The 18,221-nt window shown below is 62.3% G+C and carries 20 protein-coding genes and 1 pseudogene; 9 read left to right on the plus strand and 12 right to left on the minus strand.

The window, feature by feature from the left end:
• Nucleotides 1-117 precede the first annotated feature (117 nt).
• Nucleotides 118-783, plus strand: coding sequence for an FKBP-type peptidyl-prolyl cis-trans isomerase (locus tag IB249_RS17905; RefSeq protein WP_192307072.1), 666 nt, complete (start codon nucleotides 118-120; stop codon nucleotides 781-783).
• Nucleotides 784-843: 60 nt separating this feature from the next.
• Here the strand turns inward: IB249_RS17905 and rsd are convergent, their stop codons facing one another.
• From rsd to IB249_RS30215, 8 genes and pseudogenes are all read right to left on the minus strand, one after another.
• Nucleotides 844-1,302 (minus strand): sigma D regulator, encoded by a 459-nt coding sequence (gene rsd, locus IB249_RS17910; protein ID WP_192307073.1) that lies wholly within the window; start codon nucleotides 1,300-1,302, stop codon nucleotides 844-846.
• A gap of 177 nt (nucleotides 1,303-1,479) precedes the next feature.
• Entirely contained in the window at nucleotides 1,480-2,031 is a 552-nt protein-coding gene (locus IB249_RS17915; RefSeq protein ID WP_192307074.1) for a disulfide bond formation protein B, read from the minus strand.
• A gap of 261 nt (nucleotides 2,032-2,292) precedes the next feature.
• On the minus strand, nucleotides 2,293-3,528 hold the full coding sequence (locus tag IB249_RS17920) for a heme biosynthesis protein HemY (protein ID WP_192307075.1): 1,236 nt from the start codon (nucleotides 3,526-3,528) through the stop codon (nucleotides 2,293-2,295).
• Nucleotides 3,525-4,685: a uroporphyrinogen-III C-methyltransferase gene (locus IB249_RS17925; protein WP_192307076.1), complete on the minus strand. Its 1,161-nt coding sequence runs from the start codon at nucleotides 4,683-4,685 to the stop codon at nucleotides 3,525-3,527. Before IB249_RS17925 ends, IB249_RS17920 begins: the two co-directional genes overlap by 4 nt.
• A 16-nt stretch (nucleotides 4,686-4,701) precedes the next feature.
• Entirely contained in the window at nucleotides 4,702-5,469 is a 768-nt protein-coding gene (locus IB249_RS17930; protein WP_192307077.1) for a uroporphyrinogen-III synthase, read from the minus strand.
• Nucleotides 5,466-6,407 carry a hydroxymethylbilane synthase gene (gene hemC / locus IB249_RS17935; protein ID WP_192307078.1) on the minus strand — a complete coding sequence of 314 codons (942 nt, stop codon included), beginning with the start codon at nucleotides 6,405-6,407 and terminating at the stop codon, nucleotides 5,466-5,468. The genes IB249_RS17930 and hemC overlap by 4 nt, the downstream gene beginning before the upstream one ends.
• A 139-nt stretch (nucleotides 6,408-6,546) precedes the next feature.
• Entirely contained in the window at nucleotides 6,547-7,293 is a 747-nt protein-coding gene (locus tag IB249_RS17940; RefSeq protein ID WP_192307079.1) for a LytR/AlgR family response regulator transcription factor, read from the minus strand.
• Nucleotides 7,290-7,406: pseudogene (locus IB249_RS30215) on the minus strand (sensor histidine kinase); the annotation flags it as partial. The pseudogene IB249_RS30215 and the gene IB249_RS17940, both read right to left, overlap by 4 nt.
• A gap of 345 nt (nucleotides 7,407-7,751) precedes the next feature.
• Between IB249_RS30215 and argH the strand changes: the two are divergent.
• Nucleotides 7,752-9,146: an argininosuccinate lyase gene (gene argH, locus IB249_RS17945; protein WP_192307080.1), complete on the plus strand. Its 1,395-nt coding sequence runs from the start codon at nucleotides 7,752-7,754 to the stop codon at nucleotides 9,144-9,146.
• Nucleotides 9,147-9,256: 110 nt separating this feature from the next.
• Here the strand turns inward: argH and IB249_RS17950 are convergent, their stop codons facing one another.
• Nucleotides 9,257-9,916 (minus strand): glutathione S-transferase, encoded by a 660-nt coding sequence (locus tag IB249_RS17950; protein WP_192307081.1) that lies wholly within the window; start codon nucleotides 9,914-9,916, stop codon nucleotides 9,257-9,259.
• Nucleotides 9,917-10,041: 125 nt separating this feature from the next.
• On the opposite strand from IB249_RS17950, the gene IB249_RS17955 reads away from it, so the two are divergent.
• The 3 genes from IB249_RS17955 (at nucleotide 10,042) to IB249_RS17965 (ending at nucleotide 13,749) form a co-directional block, all read left to right on the plus strand.
• Nucleotides 10,042-10,326 (plus strand): hypothetical protein, encoded by a 285-nt coding sequence (locus tag IB249_RS17955; RefSeq protein WP_192307082.1) that lies wholly within the window; start codon nucleotides 10,042-10,044, stop codon nucleotides 10,324-10,326.
• 145 nt (nucleotides 10,327-10,471) lie between these two features.
• The gene (locus IB249_RS17960) at nucleotides 10,472-10,717 is read left to right on the plus strand and encodes a TIGR02647 family protein (RefSeq protein ID WP_192307083.1); all 246 of its coding nucleotides are present in this window, start codon (nucleotides 10,472-10,474) and stop codon (nucleotides 10,715-10,717) included.
• Between the two features lie 191 nt (nucleotides 10,718-10,908).
• Nucleotides 10,909-13,749, plus strand: coding sequence for a class I adenylate cyclase (locus tag IB249_RS17965; protein WP_192307084.1), 2,841 nt, complete (start codon nucleotides 10,909-10,911; stop codon nucleotides 13,747-13,749).
• A gap of 7 nt (nucleotides 13,750-13,756) precedes the next feature.
• Here the strand turns inward: IB249_RS17965 and rnk are convergent, their stop codons facing one another.
• The 3 genes from rnk to cyaY form a co-directional block, all read right to left on the minus strand.
• Nucleotides 13,757-14,167 (minus strand): nucleoside diphosphate kinase regulator, encoded by a 411-nt coding sequence (rnk, locus tag IB249_RS17970; RefSeq protein ID WP_192307085.1) that lies wholly within the window; start codon nucleotides 14,165-14,167, stop codon nucleotides 13,757-13,759.
• 176 nt (nucleotides 14,168-14,343) lie between these two features.
• Entirely contained in the window at nucleotides 14,344-14,562 is a 219-nt protein-coding gene (locus IB249_RS17975) for a DUF1289 domain-containing protein (RefSeq protein ID WP_192307086.1), read from the minus strand.
• 4 nt (nucleotides 14,563-14,566) lie between these two features.
• Nucleotides 14,567-14,899, minus strand: a complete 333-nt coding sequence (cyaY, locus tag IB249_RS17980) for an iron donor protein CyaY (protein ID WP_123454569.1) — start codon at nucleotides 14,897-14,899, stop codon at nucleotides 14,567-14,569.
• A 308-nt stretch (nucleotides 14,900-15,207) separates the two neighbouring features.
• On the opposite strand from cyaY, the gene lptM reads away from it, so the two are divergent.
• From lptM to IB249_RS18000, 4 genes are read left to right on the plus strand one after another with little or no spacing between them, the layout of a single operon-like run.
• The gene (lptM, locus tag IB249_RS17985; protein WP_192307087.1) at nucleotides 15,208-15,390 is read left to right on the plus strand and encodes an LPS translocon maturation chaperone LptM; all 183 of its coding nucleotides are present in this window, start codon (nucleotides 15,208-15,210) and stop codon (nucleotides 15,388-15,390) included.
• A 9-nt stretch (nucleotides 15,391-15,399) separates the two neighbouring features.
• Nucleotides 15,400-16,647 (plus strand): diaminopimelate decarboxylase, encoded by a 1,248-nt coding sequence (gene lysA / locus IB249_RS17990; protein WP_192307088.1) that lies wholly within the window; start codon nucleotides 15,400-15,402, stop codon nucleotides 16,645-16,647.
• A 4-nt stretch (nucleotides 16,648-16,651) separates the two neighbouring features.
• Nucleotides 16,652-17,482 (plus strand): diaminopimelate epimerase, encoded by an 831-nt coding sequence (dapF, locus tag IB249_RS17995; protein ID WP_192307089.1) that lies wholly within the window; start codon nucleotides 16,652-16,654, stop codon nucleotides 17,480-17,482.
• Between the two features lie 13 nt (nucleotides 17,483-17,495).
• A complete protein-coding gene (locus IB249_RS18000) occupies nucleotides 17,496-18,221 on the plus strand; it encodes a DUF484 family protein (protein WP_192307090.1) in 726 nt (241 codons plus the stop codon).

Below are 18,221 nucleotides of genomic sequence, written 5' to 3' on the forward strand. Positions count from 1 at the left end.
TATCGAAAGCGTTGCGTTGCAAGCGATCGAAAATCTTCTGCGCTTGCGCAAAACAAGTTCACTTTCGCGCGCTTGCACACTGGCATAATCTGCCGCATCTCAGGTCGGAGAGTGACGATGTCGCGCTACCTTTTTTTATCGCTGTGCATGCTTTTTTCCGTGGCCCAGGCCACCGAAAAATCCGCTGGGAACGAAGCTCACGATCTCGCTTACAGCCTGGGTGCGAGCCTCGGTGAGCGCTTGCGCCTGGAGGCTCCCGAGCTGCAACTCCAGGCGTTGATCGAAGGTTTGCAACAGGCCTATCAGGGCAAGCCGCTGGCGTTGAAAGACGAGCAGATCGAACAGATTCTGACTGAGCACGAAGCTCAGATGGCCCTGCAGCAAACCCCGCCGCAGAGCGAAGCGGCCGTCGCCAAAGAGAAAAGTTTTCTCGCCGCGGAAAAAGCCAAGCCAGGCGTCCGCGAACTGGCCGACGGCGTCCTGCTCACGGAGCTGGTGCCAGGCAACGGTGCCAAGGCCGGCCCGAACGGCAAGGTGCAGGTGCTGTACATCGGGCGTCTTCCCGATGGCACCGTGTTCGATCAGAACAATCAGCCGCAGTGGTTCAGTCTCGACAGTGTGATCAGCGGATGGCGCAGCGCCCTGCAGAACATGCCGGTCGGTGCGAAGTGGCGATTGGTGATTCCATCGGACCAGGCCTACGGTGCCGATGGTGCCGGTGACTTGATCGAGCCGTTCACCCCGCTGGTGTTCGAAGTCGAATTGCGCGGCGCAACCAGCTGAGCCCCAGAACGAAAAACGGCGCGCAATGCGCACCGTTTTTGAGGGGGAAGGCAAGCTGATTCAGGCTTGAACCGAATCCTCTTCCTTGTGAGCGTTGTGCAGGACTTCGATCAGGCAGTCCTCCAGTTCGAAGCGCTCGTGCAACAGGCCACCCAGTTCCTTGAATTTCTCTGCCACGCATTTCCCTGCATCACACAGGTCGTTGAACGCGAGCAGCTTCTCGGTGATGACGTCGATTCGCGGGTAGATCGTCTCGGCCAGCTCGAGTCCGCGCGTATCGCCAAAGGCCTTGGCTTCGCCCGTCAACTGTTCATAGATCTCGAAATGTCCGGCAGAGACGTAATCGACCAGCACGCCACAGAATTCCTGCAATGGCTGGCGGTTCTCCCCGAGAGCCTCAGGCTTGGCGCCGAGAGCATCATAGGCCCGAACCAGTTCGTGACGCTCCTGCAACCAGCGATCGATCAGCAGATGCACTCCACCCCAGCGTTCCTGAGCATTCTGACAACTTTCGAGCATGGTGATCTCTCTTCCCTTTTGGGTCATGCTGCCCTGGATCCGTCGTGCTCTTGATGGGCAGAATCGGTCAGGCAGAGCGCCATTCGAGCAACATAAACGCGACGACACGTGCGGGCCAGATTATGCCCGCACGCTAATGGCTTCAAGGTACGCAGGAGATAAAGTTCATACAAGTGTTTAATCGCGAGCCAGCGCCGGGTGCGACGACTCGCCGCTGAGCGGTCGCTGACAAGCGATGCGCAGGAGGCGCAATAACCGGTAAACGCTCAGGACCGTCATGGCCACGAAGAACAGCAGACTCCACTCTGGAAGACTCAGGTCGAACAGCGTCCAGGAAACATGCGCGCAATCGGTGGTGCCGTTGAACATCAGCGGCACGACTTGCATCCAGGGATGGCTGGCCAGCAGGTCGGAGAGGCTGGGTGAACACAGACCCGGATGTGGCTGCGGATTGGCCTGCAACAACACCTGGCGCCACGCCGTCACCGTCCCCGCCAGCGTGCACAGCAAGGCCAGCAGCCAATAGCCGAAAGATCCCAGGCGACCCGGCCCGTGCACCGCGGCCATCAGGCAGCATCCGGTGAGCAGTGCGAGAAAAATCCGCTGTAACAGACACATTCCGCAAGGCTGGAGGCCGACCGCATATTCCAGGTAATAGGAAACGCCCAAGGCCAAGGCACCAGCAACGAAAACCATGAAAAACAAGGAGCGTGAGCAGGCCAACGACATGGCTTTTCCGTACCGATAGAGACAAGTGGTTACGGTAGAGGAAAGCGTGCCAGCCTTTCAAGACAACGCAGCAGGGACACTTCTACCGAACCTGTAGGGCGTTGCCGACAGAATCCGGAAGAATGGATGTAGGGACTTGTAGGACTTTGCCTTGGACTGAAAAAAACTGTCAGAAGCGGACAGAATTACCGGTCTCAGCCGAACTTGAGCACGCTGCCTGACGTCACCGGCGTGGTCGCCGGCAACGTCGCATACGTTCCGTCAGGCGTGAACCGGCACCGGCAGCGGCGCGGCCAGCAAGCGGTCATCGAGAAGTCCAAGGCCTTCCTGAAACAGCTGGTTGCTACCCTCGGTGTCGCCCAACTGTGCGAGCAATCGCGCCAGCTCCGCACAGGCTTCGGGATTGCGCTGCACCCGCAGGCTGCTTTCCAGATAATCGCGCGCTTTGCCCCACAGGCTGTTTTGCAAACACAGGCGGCCCAGTGTCAACAGCAGGCTTGGATCAGCCGGATGATCCTTGAGCCAGCTCTCGGCGGTCTGCAGTTGACGCGCCGGGTCACTGCCGCGAACCAAGCCGTAGAGACGCGCCAGATGGCTGTCATAGTGACGCTTGAGCGCCGTTCGCAGAACCTCCTCGGCTTCGACCTGGGCGCCCAGTTGCCGGAGTTGCTCGGCGTACGCCAGCACCAGTTGCGGCTCCTGGCGTTGCGCCGAAGTGAGCTGCTGCCAGGCGCGATTGAGTGACTGCAAACCGACCTCGCCGTCTTCCTGACGTGCCGCCAGGGACAGGTTCTGCCCCCACGCACGGCGCTCCAGCTCGGCCAGTTCGCTCGATGGCAACACCTTGTCCTTGCGCAGCTCCGGCAGGAGGCGGATCACCTCCGACCACTCACCGCGCTGCTGATGCAAACGCTGCAACTGACGCAGCACCTGAACGTTGTGCGGATGCCGCTCGTGCATGGCCTGCAATGTCGCCAGGGCGCCCTCGGTGTCACCACGGTCGGTCTGCAATTGGGCATGGTTCAGGGCAATGGCCAGCTCAGCCTGAGGCTGGCGCTCCAGTGCCCGCTCCAGGAGGCTGTCGCTTTCCTCGTAGTGACCTTGTTCATTGGCCGCCCGGGCAGCGCCGAGGTAGTAAAGCAACGGCTGACGCTCGGCCTCGGCGGCACGGTGCAAGTGACGCTGCGCACTGGCCCAGCGACCTTCGGCCAGGTCCAGCTGACCATGTTCGATCGCCACCTGCACCCGCCGGCTACGATTGCGCCGCGACCAGGGATTGACCACTCCACTGGAGGTCATCACCAGCTCGACCAGGGCCTTGATCCCCCAGAACACCAGCCACAACACCGCCACCAGCGCCAGGGTCGCCCACAGGCTCGATTCGAAACGGAAACCCTTGTAGGCGATCAGCACGTAGCCGGAATGCTCGGCAATCGCCAGCCCCAGCGCGGCGGCAGCGGCGATGACTAGGAACAGGATCACGTAGAGGCGTTTCATGGCGTGGCCTCCTGCGCGGTGTCCGTGGCAGGTTTGGCCAGGGGTTTGATCGAGTCTTCGGCATTGACATTGCGGCGTTCAAGATAGGCTTGAACGGCGCTCAAGGTGCCGGTCAGGTCAGGTGTCGCCACGGTGACCGGTTCCTTGCTCAACTCGACCACCTGCTCGAGCATCACTTTGCTCTGAGGATTGTCGGGATTGAAGTTGCCCTTGAGCACGTCCCGCGCCTCGGCCAGCGCCTGGGTATACACCGGCGCCTGGCCATTGAGCGCCGCCCATTGCGCCTGCTCCAGCGCCAGGCTCAAGGCCAGGCGCACCTGGCTCAGGCTCTGGCCGGCCAGCAGTGGGCGCACATTCTTGTCGGCATTGAAGTCGATGCGGATGTAGCGGGAAATCTGGTCCCACCATTGCGCCCAGCGGCTCGCGCCGTCGCCATCGGCAGTCAGGCCCAGCAGCGATTCGCCGCGATCCTTGTACTCGGGCGCCAGCTCGGTGAGGCTGATCACCTGGTCACGCAACGCCCCCAGGCGCAGGAAAAGGCCGGTGCGATCAGGTTGCTCGGTGCTGCGCAGGGCGACCAGGGTCTTCGCCACCTGCTCGCGAGCGGCAAAGGAGCCCGGATCGTTCTGCTCGCGAAGAATTTCGTCGGCGCCCTGCACCAGGGCCTGGGCGCTACTGATGTCCTGCAACGCCGATAGGCGCAGGCTGGCCAGGCGCAGCAAGTGCTCGGCCTCAGCCAGGCGCCAATCCTTGCGACTGGCGCCAAGGACGGTTTCCAGACGTTGATTCAGGCGTTGCTGATCGCCCTGCAACTGGATCACCAGTCGACTGCGGGCATCGAGTTCTTCGGCGGCCGGCATTTGCTCGAGGCGCGCGCTCAAGCGCTGTTCGTTGAGCTTCAGGCTTTGCGCCTGGTCGTTCAACGCCTGCACCTGGCTCAACTGCTGTTGCGTGCTGGCTTGCAGGTGTCGCACCTGCCACACGCCCCAACCGCCCACGGCCACACCGGCGGCACCCAGCAGCAGTGCGACGATTGCCAGCCCATTGCCCCGGCGCTGCGTGGCAGCGGGCGGTGCACTTTCAACCGGTGTTTCAACCGACGCATCGAGATCGATCACTGGCCGGGAGTCATCTTTAGGCAAGGCAGTTTCGTTCACGTATCCATCCTTTGCATTAGAAAACGGGTTCGGGATGCTCCCGTAACGCCGTCAGCAAAGCCGCGGCACTGGCGCCACGACAATCCACAACTGTTTGGGCACCGGCGGCGCGTGCCAGCTCGGCGACCCTCGGGCTTGGAACAAACAACGGCAACTGCGCCAATTGTGGCCAGGCGGCGCCGGCCAATTGCTGCAGGTGCTCAAAACCCTGTCCACTGCTGACCACCAGCCCATTCAAGCGTTCCGCGCGGATCCGCTCGGGCAGGGCGTGCGCCGCATACTGCGGCAGGCCACGGCGATACAACTCCAGATAATCGACACTAGCACCCAGCTCGCGCAAGCGCTCAGCGAGTAACTCGCGCCCCCCCTCCCCGCGCATGATCAACACCCGCGGTTCAGGCCGGCTCACTGCCTGGCGCAGCGATGCCAGGCCCAACAAGGCTTCGCTGTCATCGCCCTCGGGCGGAAAGCTGACATCCAGCCGGTGAAGATCGAGGATCTGCGCCGTCGCCGCGCCCACACTGAACCACTTCAGACCTTCGCGTGGCGGGCCGTATTGCTCCAGCAACTGCACCGCGATCCTCGCGGCAGGTTTGCTGACCACAATGATCGCGCAGTAGCGATCCAGCGCCCGAATGACCTGGCACATTGTGTCAGAGGCTGCAATCGGTTCAATTTCCAAAAGCGGCAGACTGCTGCTGAAAATCCCCTCTTCGGCCAACACCACGCTCAGCGCCGCCGACTCATCCTCGGGACGCGTCAGCAGCAGGCGCCAGGCGCTCACTCGTGACCTGCCTCGCCATAGACCGCCTTGAGAATGTCATCGGCACCCTGGCCCAGCAGGTCTTCGGCCACTCGCACACCCAATGCCTGGGCATCGCCGTGCGGGGCACGGGCGTCGGCACTCAGCAGCAGGCCGCCCTTCGGATCGCCCACCAGACCACGCAACCAGATCTGCTCGCCTTCCAGCACCGCGTAGCAGGCGATCGGCACCTGGCAGCCGCCGTTCAAATGCTTGTTGAGGGCACGTTCGGCCGTGACACGGGTGGCGGTGTCCTGATGGTGCAGCGGCGCGAGCAACGCCTGGATTTCGCTGTCGGCGGTGCGACACTCGATCCCCACCGCGCCCTGGCCACCGGCGGGCAGACTGTCGTCGACGCTGATGGTCGAGGTGATCCGGTCTTCGAAGCCCAGGCGAATCAGGCCGGCGGCGGCCAGGATGATGGCGTCGTACTCGCCGGCATCGAGCTTGGCCAGGCGCGTGTTGACGTTGCCCCGCAGGAAGCGGATTTCCAGGTCGGGACGACGGGTCAGCAACTGGGCCTGGCGACGCAGGCTGGAAGTACCGACGATGCTGCCCTGCGGCAAGGCGTCCAGGCTGGCGAAGGCATTGGAAACGAACGCATCACGCGGGTCTTCGCGTTCGCAAATGCAGAACAGGCCAAGGCCTTCAGGGAAGTCCATCGGCACGTCCTTCATGGAGTGCACGGCGATGTCGGCTTCGTTTTCCAGCAGCGCGGTTTCCAGCTCCTTGACGAACAGGCCCTTGCCGCCGATTTTCGACAGCGGCGAGTCCAGCAGCTTGTCGCCGCGACTGACCATGGGAACCAGCGTCACGAGCAGACCCGGATGGGCCTTCTCCAGACACGCTTTGACATATTCGGCCTGCCACAGGGCAAGGGCGCTTTTGCGGGTGGCGATGCGGATTTCGCGAGAGGACATGGATCAATCCGTACTGGAAGAGATACGGCGGATGATAACAGCTCAGCCAAATCCACTTTGACTTGTATCAGGTAATACTCGGCCTCCCTGGCCCCGGATGTCCGGCAATCGGGTGAAAAACTCGCCTGCGCGGGGCGAATTACAACTGCTGCATCATCTTGCGTACGCCCGCCACATGACGGCGGCTGACGATCAGGGCGTCGCCATTTAGGCCTTTGAGAAACAGCTGGAAATGTCCCAACGGCGTGCGCTGCAGGCGTTCGATGCGGTCGCGGGCGACGAGAGCGTTGCGGTGGATACGCACGAATCGGTCACCAAATTCATCTTCGAGGGCCTTGAGCGGCTCATCCAGCAGCACTTCGCCGCCCTCGTGGCGCAGGGTCACGTATTTGTGGTCGGCGATGAAATAGACCACCTGCCCCAACGGGATCAGTTCAATGCCTTTGCGGGTTCGCGCGCTGATGTGGCTGCGCGGGCCGCTGCCGGATTCGGCGGCAGGACGGGTCAGGGCGGCGAGCTGGACACGATTGGGCCGCTCGGCATTTTTCAACGCATCATGCAATTGTTCTGTACGCACCGGTTTCACCAGATAGCCTACGGCACTGGCCTGAAAGGCTTCCACGGCAAATTCATCGGACCCTGTGCAAAACACCACAGCCGGCGGGGTCTCGCGTTCACACAATCGGGCAGCCACTTGCAGGCCATCGAGGCCGGGCATGCGAATATCGAGCAAGACGATATCCGGCTTGTGGCTGTCGATCAGTGCCAACGCCTCTTCGCCGTTCGTGGCGCTGGGCTCCAGGACACTGTATCCCTCGAGTTCGCCAACCATTCGGCTCAGGCGCTCGCGGGCAAGGGGTTCGTCATCAACGATCAGGACATTCATATTGCGCTGGATTCCTGCGTGAGTCTCGCAAAAGGATAGCGTAGACAGGTGAAGTGACGTCCGTCACCGCGATCCACGCTAAGACTAGCGCGAGGGCCAAAAAGTGCCGCCAGGCCGACGGCTAAATTTTCATCTGCCGGGCAATTGGCGGCCCAGGCCCGCATTGGCGGGGCATCGCCACAGGGTTTGCTGATACGCAATATGAACACCCCCTCTTCTTATAGTCAGCAGCCGCACCGAGAAGTGCACTGCCCCTACTGTCCAACTGTAGACGGTTGCAGGAACGTTATTGCTCAATTGAAAAATATCGTTGCGCATTTGCCCTCGCGCAGGCTTCGCCAGAGACGGGTACATCGGGGAAAAACCTGTCGACCAGCGTCAGCGACAGCCTGGGCAACCCTGTTATTATCCGTGCCAGCGTTCCACGCCATCCTTTACCAGCCGATACGAGCGAATTCATGAGCACTGACAAGACCAATCAGTCCTGGGGCGGCCGCTTCAGTGAACCCGTCGACGCCTTCGTCGCCCGCTTCACCGCCTCCGTCACCTTCGACCAGCGCCTGTATCGCCACGACATCATGGGCTCGATCGCCCACGCCACCATGCTGGCCAAGGTCGGCGTGCTGACCGATGCCGAGCGCGACAGCATCATCGATGGCCTGAAGACCATCCAGGGCGAAATCGAGGCCGGTCAGTTCGACTGGCGCATCGATCTCGAAGACGTTCATATGAACATCGAGGCGCGCCTGACCGATCGCATTGGCGTCACCGGTAAGAAACTGCACACCGGCCGCAGCCGCAACGACCAGGTCGCGACGGATATCCGCCTGTGGCTACGGGACGAGATCGACCTGATCCTGGGCGAAATCACCCGCCTGCAACAAGGTTTGCTGGAGCAGGCCGAGCGCGAGGCTGGCAGCATCATGCCGGGCTTCACCCACCTGCAAACCGCGCAACCGGTGACCTTCGGCCACCACATGCTGGCCTGGTTCGAAATGCTCAGTCGCGACTACGAGCGCCTGGTCGACTGCCGCAAGCGCACCAATCGCATGCCGCTGGGCAGTGCTGCACTGGCCGGCACCACCTACCCGATCGACCGCGAATACACCGCGCAACTGCTGGGCTTCGACGCCGTGGGCGGCAACTCGCTGGACAACGTGTCCGATCGTGACTTCGCGATCGAATTCTGCGCCGCCGCGAGCATCGCGATGATGCACCTGTCACGCTTCTCCGAAGAGCTGGTGCTGTGGACCAGCGCGCAATTCCAGTTCATCGATCTGCCGGACCGTTTCTGCACCGGTAGCTCGATCATGCCGCAAAAGAAAAACCCGGACGTGCCGGAGCTGGTACGCGGCAAGACCGGCCGGGTTTTCGGCGCGGTCATGGGCCTGCTGACCCTGATGAAAGGCCAGCCTCTGGCCTACAACAAGGACAATCAGGAGGACAAGGAGCCGCTGTTCGACGCTGCGGACACCCTGCGCGACTCGCTGCGGGCCTTCGCCGACATGATCCCGGCGATCAAACCCAAGCACGCCATCATGCGCGAAGCGGCGCTGCGCGGTTTCTCCACCGCCACCGACCTTGCCGATTACCTGGTGCGCCGTGGCCTGCCGTTCCGTGACTGCCACGAAATCGTCGGCCACGCAGTGAAGTATGGCGTCGAGAGCGGCAAGGACCTGGCGGAGATGAGCCTGGAAGAGCTGCGCAAGTTCAGCGACCAGATCGATCAGGACGTGTTTGCCGTCCTGACCCTGGAAGGTTCGGTCAATGCCCGTGACCATATCGGCGGGACTGCGCCGGCCCAGGTGAAAGCTGCAGTGGTGCGTGGCCAGGCACTGCTGGCCAGCCGCTAAAAGCTAAAAGCTTCGCCGGCGAGCCGGTCCCTCTCCCACGGGACTCAACCGAGGACCTGTGGGATCGAGACCGGCTTGCCGGCGAGACGGCGTTTGAAAACGCGGCAAACCTAGCGCTTGGCCGCCACCATCGCCATGAACGCTGGCATCGCGGCGTCCTTGTCTGCCGCAATGCGCTGCACGTTCGAATTCTGCTCCAGGCGCTCCAGCAACGCCTTGGCAGCCGGCATCTCGGCCAGCAGGTCAATCCCGAACAGCTTCTGCCCCACCGCGCAAGCCAGCGGCACGCTGTAGAGGAAGTACAGGTCCGCAATGCTCAGGCTTTCGCCCGCTACGTAGGGCGCGAACTTGCCATGCCGGGCGAGCGAGGCAAATCCGAGCAGCAACTCGGCCTGGGTCTTTTCCTTGATCGCCTCCGGCAGCGTCATGCCAAAAAAAGCTTCGGCATAACAGGCCCGGCCCGGCAGCTCGATATACAGTTCGATCTCCTTGGCCAGCGCCAGGACCTGCGCCCGCTGGTACGGATCGACGGGCAGCAGCCGCGTACCGGTCTGGCTTGCCTCGATGTAGTCGAGCATCACGCCGGTTTCGTTGATGAACCCCTGTTCGGTCCGCAGCACCGGCACCTTGCCCCGCGGGCTGATGGCCAGTGCCTCCGGCGTCTGGCCGCCGTAGAACGGCACTTCCTTGAACGCCAGTCCTTTCTCCAGCAACGCCAGCTTGACCATGTTGTAGTAATTGCTGACGGAAAAACCATAAAGCTCGAGCATCACAAAGCCTCCGGGCCGTGCGGGGTGGGCAGTGCCTGTCTTATAGATCGTCGGAAGCGTTCCCGCCAGCAGCATCACGGCGCTGAATGCAGGTAGACTGGGCGCCTGACCTTGAGGAGCCGGCCATGAGCGAGCCAACCGATATCGACATCGACGAAGAAGAATTCGCCGAAAACACCTTGATCGAAGCCATTGAAAACCAGATCGAAAGCGAAAACCCGCCGGCCGCCAAGGCGACCTTCAACAAACTGACCCTGGTGGGTTACGAGCGTGAAGAGATCCTCAACCTGATGGCCCACGTACTGGCGGTGGAAATCGACGCGATTCTCGAAGAAGACCGCGCGTTCAACACCCAATGGTACGAAGCGGCGTTGCGCGCCCTGCCCGAGCTGCCACCGGAAAAGAAGTAGCCCACCCCTCGCGGGCGGGCTCGCTCCTGCAGGACGGGCAATTTCATTCCAATTGTAAAACCGTTCTGCGGGCACTGGACATGCCGCACCAGCAGGTTCACCTTAGGGGCGCTGTCGCTCAATTCCTAGAAAGTCTGGAGTCCTTATGTCGCTTACACCTGAATTGGTTGCCGAACTGGAAATCCTCGCACTCTTCAACCTGGACAGTTCCCAGGAAGGTTTGAAAATTCATCAGACCGCTGCCCCGAAAGCTATCGCTGCCGCTCAACGCCTGTTTGAAAAAGGACTGATCGACCAGCCGGATGGCGGTTACCTGACCCGCTTGGGTCACGATGCCGCCGAACACGTACAGTCCCTCCTGATCATCTTGAAGACTCCGGAAACCGCCTGACTCGCACCGTATCGCCCACGGAAAGCCCCACGTCGGGATTTCCGCGGGCACACCGGGTGCCTGCCGTCGCCTCGCAACAGAAATCTGACGTCAAAAACAAAATCCGCTTAAACGTCCCGCTGCCGGGAGGCTAAACTGCGCTGCATCCCGAGACACGATGTCCGAGCCTTTGCGAGCCGGTTTGAGCTGACATGACCCGCACCCATGAAATACGCCCTGATCTGGACGAAGGCATCGACCGCAAGGTGCTCAGCCAGCTGCGTGCACGCTTTTTAAAGCTCAATGAAGGTCGCATGGCCCGCGCCATGGAGGGCCTGTCGACCCGCCAGCAAGGCGTCCTGACCTTGCTGCCGCTGTTCTTTCACGTCAACCATCCCTTGCTGCCGGGCTACGTCTCGGGCAGTACCCCCGCGGGGCTTTCGAACTTCGAACCGGATGCCAATGCCCTGGCCGAAGCCCAGCGCCTGACCCGCTCGTTTTCCTACAAGCCGCGCCATGGCAGCAACCCGCCGCGCCCGATCCATGGCCTGTTCCTGATGGGCAGCCTGGGCACCCTCGCCCAGGCCGATCAGAGCGACATGGACGTCTGGGTCTGCCACGCGCCGGACCTGACGGAAAACGAACTCGCCGAGCTGCGTAAAAAGTGCCAGCTGCTCGAAACCTGGGCCGCCAGCCAGGGCGCCGAGGCGCATTTCTTCCTGATCGATCCGGCGCGCTTCGTGCTGGGCGAACGCGATACACAGTTGAGTTCGGAAGACTGCGGCACCACCCAGCACTACCTGCTGCTGGACGAGTTCTACCGCACCGCCATCTGGCTGGCCGGGCGCACTCCGATCTGGTGGCTGGTGCCGGTGTACGAAGAAGCCAGCTACGACCGCTACACCCATACCTTGCTGTCCAAACGCTTTATCCGTGCCGACGAGACCCTCGACCTGGGGCATCTGGCCTACATCCCGCCCGGCGAATTCATCGGGGCCGGGTTATGGCAACTGTTCAAGGGCATCGAGTCCCCCTACAAGTCGGTGCTCAAGCTGCTGCTGACCGAGGTCTACGCCAGTGAACACCCCAGGGTCCAGTGCCTGAGCCTGCGGTTCAAGCAAGCGGTGTTCGCCAACCGCCTGGACCTCGACGAGCTGGACCCCTACGTGGTGGTGTACCGGCGCATCGAGGAGTACCTCATCGCCCGTGGCGAACCCGAGCGCCTGGAACTGGTACGGCGGGCGCTGTATTTGAAGGTCAACCGCAAACTCACCGGCAGCAGTCGCACCCAGAGCTGGCAGCGTTCGCTGCTGGAGCGACTGGCCCATGAATGGCACTGGGATCATCGGCAGTTGGCGCTGCTCGACAGCCGCAGCCAGTGGAAGGTCCGCCAGGTCAGCGCCGAGCGCCGGGCACTGGTCAACGAACTCAATTACAGCTATCGCTTCCTGACCGAATTCGCCCGCAACGAACAGACCGTGAGCCTGATCAACAAGCGCGACCTCAATGTGCTGGGCCGACGCCTGTACGCGGCGTTCGAGCGCAAGGCAGACAAGGTCGAGTTCATCAATCCGGGCATCGCTCCGGACCTGGCCGAAGACACCCTGACGCTGGTGCACGCCCCCAACAAGGCAGAGTCGGTGCAAACCTACTGGGGCCTGTACAACGGCAGCCTGACAGCCCTTGAATGGGAACATTTCGCCCCGATCAAGCGCAGCCGCCATTTGCTCGAACTGTTGAGCTGGTGCCACCGCAATGGCGTGATCGACAGCAGCACCCGCCTGGCCTTGCACCCCGGCGACAGCGACCTGAGCGAGTTCGAGCTGTTCAACCTGCTCGGCAGCCTGCAACAGAGCATCGCCCTGCCGCTGCCCACGGTCGCCGAAGAACCGCTGCTGCGTGCCAGCGTGCCGAGCGAGGTGCTGATTCTGGTGAACGTCGGCGTCGACCCGCTCAAGCACCATCGCGACCTGAACATCCTGATGACCACCGAGCGCACCGACTCCCTGAGTTACGCCGGGGTGCGGGAAAACCTGGTGCTGACCCTGGATCAGGTCACGCTCAATAGCTGGAACGAGGTGCTGGTCAGCCGCTTCGACGGGCCCCATGCCCTGCTCGACTGCCTGCGCGACTACCTCAACAACCTGCCGAACGGCCCGCAGCAACCCAGGTTGCGCGTGCGTTGCTTCTGCCATAACCGCGCGCAGTTCATTGCCCGGCGAGTCGAGGAAGTGCTCGACACCGCGCAGAATCTGCTGTTGAGCAAGCTCAATCACCGCTACCTGATTCAGGTCCAGCAGCATTACCACGTGCTGGAACTGGTGCCGGGCCAGGTCAACCACGTTGCCCTCGCCACCTTGCCGGCGCTGTTCGACTACCTGGGCGAAGAACTGGCCAGCTACAGCCCGCTGCACCTGGATCCGATGGCGCTGGAAGATCACGACCTGGCACTGATCCTGCCCATGGGCCAGCCCGCCTGCCTCCAGGTGTTCTACCGGGTGCTCGACACCCAGGCCGAGCTGTACGTGCTGGATGAATTCAATGCCCTGTGGCAACAGCGCCTGCCCTATCACGACGAACAGAGCCTGCTGGTGCCGCTGCAACGCTTCCTGCAATCGATCCAGTACCGGCGTGACGCCTTGCTGTCGATGGAGGCCGCCCAGCCAGGCCTCGACACCCTGTATTACCAGTTGCTGCCCTCCGGCCCCGGACGCGCGCGCCGGGTCGAAGCCCGCCCCGCCCCGCAGACCCCGGTCGCCAAGCCGTTCTACGATGTGCAGGCGATCGTCGGCAAGGCCGCACCGGGGGAAGTGCACGTCACGTTGTACTGCAATCAGCGGGAATTTTCAGAGCTGGAACATGGTGAGCAGTTGTTCAGCGTGGTCGCCCGGGAAATCGTCGAGCAGCGCCGCGAAACCGAGCGCTATCGCTGCTACATCACCGACCTGGACCTGTCGGGCCTGATCGGTGACGGCCAGAGCTCCAGCAATTTGTACCTGCGCTACAAGGCCGACCTGGAGCGCGCCTTGAACGACGCGCTCGAATTGCTCTGAGGGGTGGTCATTCCGGGAAGGCGCCGCCGTTGGCAGGCTGCGATTCGACCTCGAGCAGGGTGAGCTTGAGGGTTTTGCCACCAGGAGCGGGCCAATCGATGTGCTGCCCGACCTTCAGGCCGAGCAACGCGCTGCCCACGGGCGCCAGGATCGAAATCCGGCCTTCGTCGGCATTGGCATCCTTGGGATAGACGAGCGTCAGGTGGTAGTCCTTGCCACTGCCCTCTTCGCGGCAATGCACACGGGAATTCATGGTCACGACATCAGCCGGCACTTCATCGTGGCCGACCAGGGTATCGGCGCGATCCAGTTCGGTTTGCAACGCAATAACGCCCGGCAGCGTGTCGTCCAGGCTTTCGATCAGGCGCTCCAGACGTTGCACGTCCAGTCGAGTAAGGGTGATGGAAGGTGCGGTCATGATCAGGGCAGACTCCTTTCTTCTGCACAAAAAAAGCAAAACCCCGCCAAATCAGGCGGGGTTTTCACAAGCCTCGATGGGTTGAGGCGTATCCGGACACTATCACAGCTCAAAAAATATACAAGCCGGGGGGGATCAAGGGCTGTCGGTATACCCGCTCCCACCGGGACTCTGGATCAGGCGTGGGATTTGCGCTGAATCGCCTGGGCGCAAATCACCCGGCGGCGATCGTCATCGGCCGAACGCCATTCGCGGATGTCTTCGACATGGCGAAAACACCCCAGGCAGACTTTTTGTTCGTCCAGCCGGCACACGCCGCTGCACGGCGACGGCACCGCCGGGCTGACATTGCTGTAGAGCGGCTTGGGTGGACGAACGGGAGCAGGCTGGGTCACGGTCTCACAGACCTTCGAAATCGAATTCAGCGCCTGCCTGCTGCTTGACGATGCGCTCCAGCATCTCGCCCAGCTGCTCTTCGCTCTTGTCGCACATCCAGCGTTCGCTTTCTTCGTCGTAGTCGAAGTGGAAACCACCCGACACCGCGGCCAGCCACAGCTGACGCAGGGGTTCCTGGCGGCTGAAAATCAACTGGCTGCCGTTTTCGAACTTGACGGTGAGCACACCGGCCGAGCTCTCCAGATCGATATCCAGGTCGCTGTCGTCAAAGATGTCCTCCAGGGTTTGCTGGGTGGCATCGACCAGATCGTGGAAACGCGCTTCGGACAAACTCATTACGGCAACCTCAAAAAGTGTCTGATCAGGCTCAAGCGCCGCAAGATACGACCGAGGCCCGTCGATTGCAAAGGATAACGACCAGCAACCGTTCCCTGTGGCAGCTAGCCTGCTCGCGATGACGCCAGTACATCGGACATTATGGTCGCCTGACACACTGCCATCGCGAGCAGGCTCGCTCCCACGGGGGTTGATCGGCAACAGCAGGCATCTCGCAAGCCCCGCCGGACGGGAGCCCCCTCGCATAGGCAATCTGCCGGGTGGCCGGTATACTCCGGCGCAATTAATGCATTTTCAAGGATTTCGCCATGAAGCGCCTGATCTCTTCCTTTGCTGCGCTCACTTCGATCGTCGCTTTTGCTTGTCTTGTGTCGGCCTGCGGTCAAAAAGGCCCGCTGTACCTGCCTGACGACAGCCAGGACCCTGCCGAACAGGCGCAGTCCTCGCAGAAGCAGCCTTCCAAAGCACACAAGCACGACGTCTACCAATAAGGGAACGCCATGGACGCTTTTAACTACCGTGGCGGTGAGCTGTTCGCGGAAGGGGTTGCCCTGTCCGCCATCGCCGAACGCTTTGGCACGCCGACTTATGTCTATTCCCGCGCCCACATTGAAGCCCAGTACCTGGCGTACGCCAACGCGCTGGAAGGCGTGCCGCACCTGGTCTGCTTCGCGGTCAAGGCCAACTCCAACCTGGGCGTACTGAATGCCCTGGCGCGCCTGGGTGCCGGTTTCGACATCGTATCCCGTGGCGAACTGGAGCGCGTGCTGGCCGCTGGCGGCAGCGCCGACAAGATCGTGTTCTCCGGGGTCGGCAAGACCCGTGACGACATGCGTCGCGCCCTGGAAGTCGGCGTTCACTGCTTCAACGTCGAGTCCACCGATGAGCTGGAGCGCCTGCAGGTGGTCGCCGCCGAGCTGGGCGTTCGCGCACCGATCTCGTTGCGTGTGAACCCGGACGTCGATGCCGGCACACACCCGTACATTTCCACCGGTCTCAAGGAAAACAAGTTCGGCATCGCCATCGCCGACGCCGAAGACGTGTACATCCGCGCCGCGCAGCTGCCGAACTTGGAAGTGCTGGGTGTCGATTGCCACATCGGTTCGCAACTGACCAGTCTGCCTCCATTCCTCGACGCCCTCGACCGCCTGCTGGGCCTGGTCGATCGCCTGAGCGATTGCGGCATCCACCTGCGCCACATCGACCTGGGTGGCGGCGTGGGCGTGCGCTATCGCGATGAAGAGCCGCCCCTGGTCGCCGACTACATCAAGGCCGTACGCGAGCGTCTCGACGGTCGCGACCTGGCGCTGGTGTTCGAGCCGGGCCGTTTCATCGTCGCCAACGCCGGCGTGCTGCTGACCCAGGTCGAGTACCTCAAGCACACCGAGCACAAGGATTTCGCCATCGTCGACGCGGCCATGAACGACCTGATCCGCCCGGCGCTGTACCAGGCCTGGATGAACGTCACCGCCGTGCGCCCGCGCGATACCGCCGCCCGCACCTACGACGTGGTCGGGCCGATCTGCGAGACCGGCGACTTCCTGGCCAAGGAGCGCCAGCTGGCACTGGAAGAAGGCGATCTGCTGGCCGTGCATTCGGCCGGTGCCTACGGGTTTGTCATGAGTTCCAACTACAACACCCGTGGCCGCGCCGCTGAAGTGTTGGTGGACGGTGATCAGGCATTCGAAGTGCGTCGCCGCGAGACGGTAGCCGAGTTGTTTGCTGGCGAAAGCCTGCTGCCGGAGTGAAACCATGCTGCTGCGTTTTACCAAGATGCACGGCCTGGGCAATGACTTCATGGTTCTCGACCTGGTCAGCCAGCACGCGCACATCCTGCCCAAGCACGCCAAGCAATGGGGTGACCGGCATACGGGCATCGGTTTCGACCAGTTGCTGATCGTCGAGGCGCCGAGTAACCCGGATGTGGATTTCCGCTATCGGATCTTCAACTCCGACGGCTCCGAAGTGGAACAGTGCGGCAACGGCGCACGCTGTTTCGCCCGTTTTGTGCTCGACAAGCGCCTGACCGCAAAGCGGCGGATTCGCGTTGAAACCAAAAGCGGCATCATTGAGCTGGAAATCCGCAACGACGGCCAGATCAGCGTCGACATGGGGGCACCGCGCCTGGTGCCAGCGGACATCCCGTTCGTCGCCGATGCCCAGGCTTCGAGCTACTCGCTCGACGTCGACGGCAAGACGGTCGAACTGGCCGCCGTGTCGATGGGCAACCCCCACGCCGTGCTGCGGGTCAGTGACATCAATGCCGCGCCGGTGCATGAGCTGGGGCCGAAAATCGAGCATCACCCGCGCTTTCCGGCGCGGGTCAATGTCGGTTTCCTGCAGGTCATCGACCGCAACCGCGCGCAGTTGCGCGTCTGGGAACGCGGCGCCGGGGAAACCCAGGCCTGCGGAACCGGCGCTTGTGCGGCAGCCGTCGCCGCCATCAGTCAGGGGTGGATGGATTCGCCGCTATTGATCGACCTGCCCGGCGGGCGCCTGTCCATTGAATGGGCAGGCCCTGGCCAACCGGTACTGATGACCGGCCCGGCAGTCCGAGTCTACGAAGGACAAGTGCGTCTTTGAGCGAGCCAACACCATGACCGACAAGCCCCAGGTTCCCGCCCGACAGCCCGACGAAACCCCCTCCGAAAGCCTCGAGGCAGCGGCGATTGCCGCGTACCTGGAGGCTCACCCGGACTTCTTCGTCGAGCATGAAGAACTGCTCCCGTCCCTGCGCATCCCGCACCAGCGTGGCGACACCATTTCGCTGGTCGAGCGGCAGATGACGATCCTGCGCGACCGCAACATAGAACTGCGCCATCGCCTCTCGCACCTGATGGACGTGGCCCGGGACAACGACCGGCTGTTCGAGAAGACCCGGCGTCTGATCCTTGCGCTGATGGACGCCACCAGCCTGGAAGACGTGGTGATCAGTGTCGAAGACAGCCTGCGCCAGGACTTCCAGGTGCCTTTTGTCAGTCTGATCCTGCTGGGCGACAACCCGATGCCGGTCGGCCGTTGGGTGACCCACGCCGACGCCCAGACGGCCATTGGCGGTTTGCTCTCGGAAGACAAAAGCGTCAGCGGCAGCCTGCGCGAGCATGAACTGGACTTCCTGTTCGGCGAAGAACAGCGCCAGCAGATCGGTTCCACCGCCGTGGTCGCCATCAGTCACCAAGGCATCCACGGCATCCTGGCCATCGCCAGCCGCGATCCGCAGCACTACAAAAGCTCCGTGGGCACCCTGTTCCTGAGCTACATCGCCGAAGTCATGGGTCGCGTGCTGCCACGGGTCAACAACTCCCTGCGCTCGGTACGCTGA

It is taken from the genome of Pseudomonas sp. PDM04 (assembly GCF_014851765.1).
In the GTDB taxonomy this organism is placed as follows: Bacteria; Pseudomonadota; Gammaproteobacteria; order Pseudomonadales; family Pseudomonadaceae; genus Aquipseudomonas.

What these genes read in the sequence shown, in the direction of transcription:
- IB249_RS17915 (WP_192307074.1), bottom strand. Translation starts at nt 2,031, where the DNA reads ATGTCGTTGGCCTGCTCACGCTCCTTGTTTTTCATGGTTTTCGTTGCT.
- IB249_RS17920 (WP_192307075.1), bottom strand. Translation starts at nt 3,528, where the DNA reads ATGAAACGCCTCTACGTGATCCTGTTCCTAGTCATCGCCGCTGCCGCC.
- dapF (WP_192307089.1), top strand. Translation starts at nt 16,652, where the DNA reads ATGCTGCTGCGTTTTACCAAGATGCACGGCCTGGGCAATGACTTCATG.
- IB249_RS17955 (WP_192307082.1), top strand. Translation starts at nt 10,042, where the DNA reads ATGAGCGAGCCAACCGATATCGACATCGACGAAGAAGAATTCGCCGAA.
- IB249_RS18000 (WP_192307090.1), top strand. Translation starts at nt 17,496, where the DNA reads ATGACCGACAAGCCCCAGGTTCCCGCCCGACAGCCCGACGAAACCCCC.
- rsd (WP_192307073.1), bottom strand. Translation starts at nt 1,302, where the DNA reads ATGCTCGAAAGTTGTCAGAATGCTCAGGAACGCTGGGGTGGAGTGCAT.
- IB249_RS17965 (WP_192307084.1), top strand. Translation starts at nt 10,909, where the DNA reads ATGACCCGCACCCATGAAATACGCCCTGATCTGGACGAAGGCATCGAC.
- IB249_RS17940 (WP_192307079.1), bottom strand. Translation starts at nt 7,293, where the DNA reads ATGAATGTCCTGATCGTTGATGACGAACCCCTTGCCCGCGAGCGCCTG.
- IB249_RS17950 (WP_192307081.1), bottom strand. Translation starts at nt 9,916, where the DNA reads ATGCTCGAGCTTTATGGTTTTTCCGTCAGCAATTACTACAACATGGTC.
- cyaY (WP_123454569.1), bottom strand. Translation starts at nt 14,899, where the DNA reads ATGAGTTTGTCCGAAGCGCGTTTCCACGATCTGGTCGATGCCACCCAG.
- lptM (WP_192307087.1), top strand. Translation starts at nt 15,208, where the DNA reads ATGAAGCGCCTGATCTCTTCCTTTGCTGCGCTCACTTCGATCGTCGCT.
- IB249_RS17905 (WP_192307072.1), top strand. Translation starts at nt 118, where the DNA reads ATGTCGCGCTACCTTTTTTTATCGCTGTGCATGCTTTTTTCCGTGGCC.
- lysA (WP_192307088.1), top strand. Translation starts at nt 15,400, where the DNA reads ATGGACGCTTTTAACTACCGTGGCGGTGAGCTGTTCGCGGAAGGGGTT.
- rnk (WP_192307085.1), bottom strand. Translation starts at nt 14,167, where the DNA reads ATGACCGCACCTTCCATCACCCTTACTCGACTGGACGTGCAACGTCTG.
- argH (WP_192307080.1), top strand. Translation starts at nt 7,752, where the DNA reads ATGAGCACTGACAAGACCAATCAGTCCTGGGGCGGCCGCTTCAGTGAA.
- IB249_RS17960 (WP_192307083.1), top strand. Translation starts at nt 10,472, where the DNA reads ATGTCGCTTACACCTGAATTGGTTGCCGAACTGGAAATCCTCGCACTC.
- hemC (WP_192307078.1), bottom strand. Translation starts at nt 6,407, where the DNA reads ATGTCCTCTCGCGAAATCCGCATCGCCACCCGCAAAAGCGCCCTTGCC.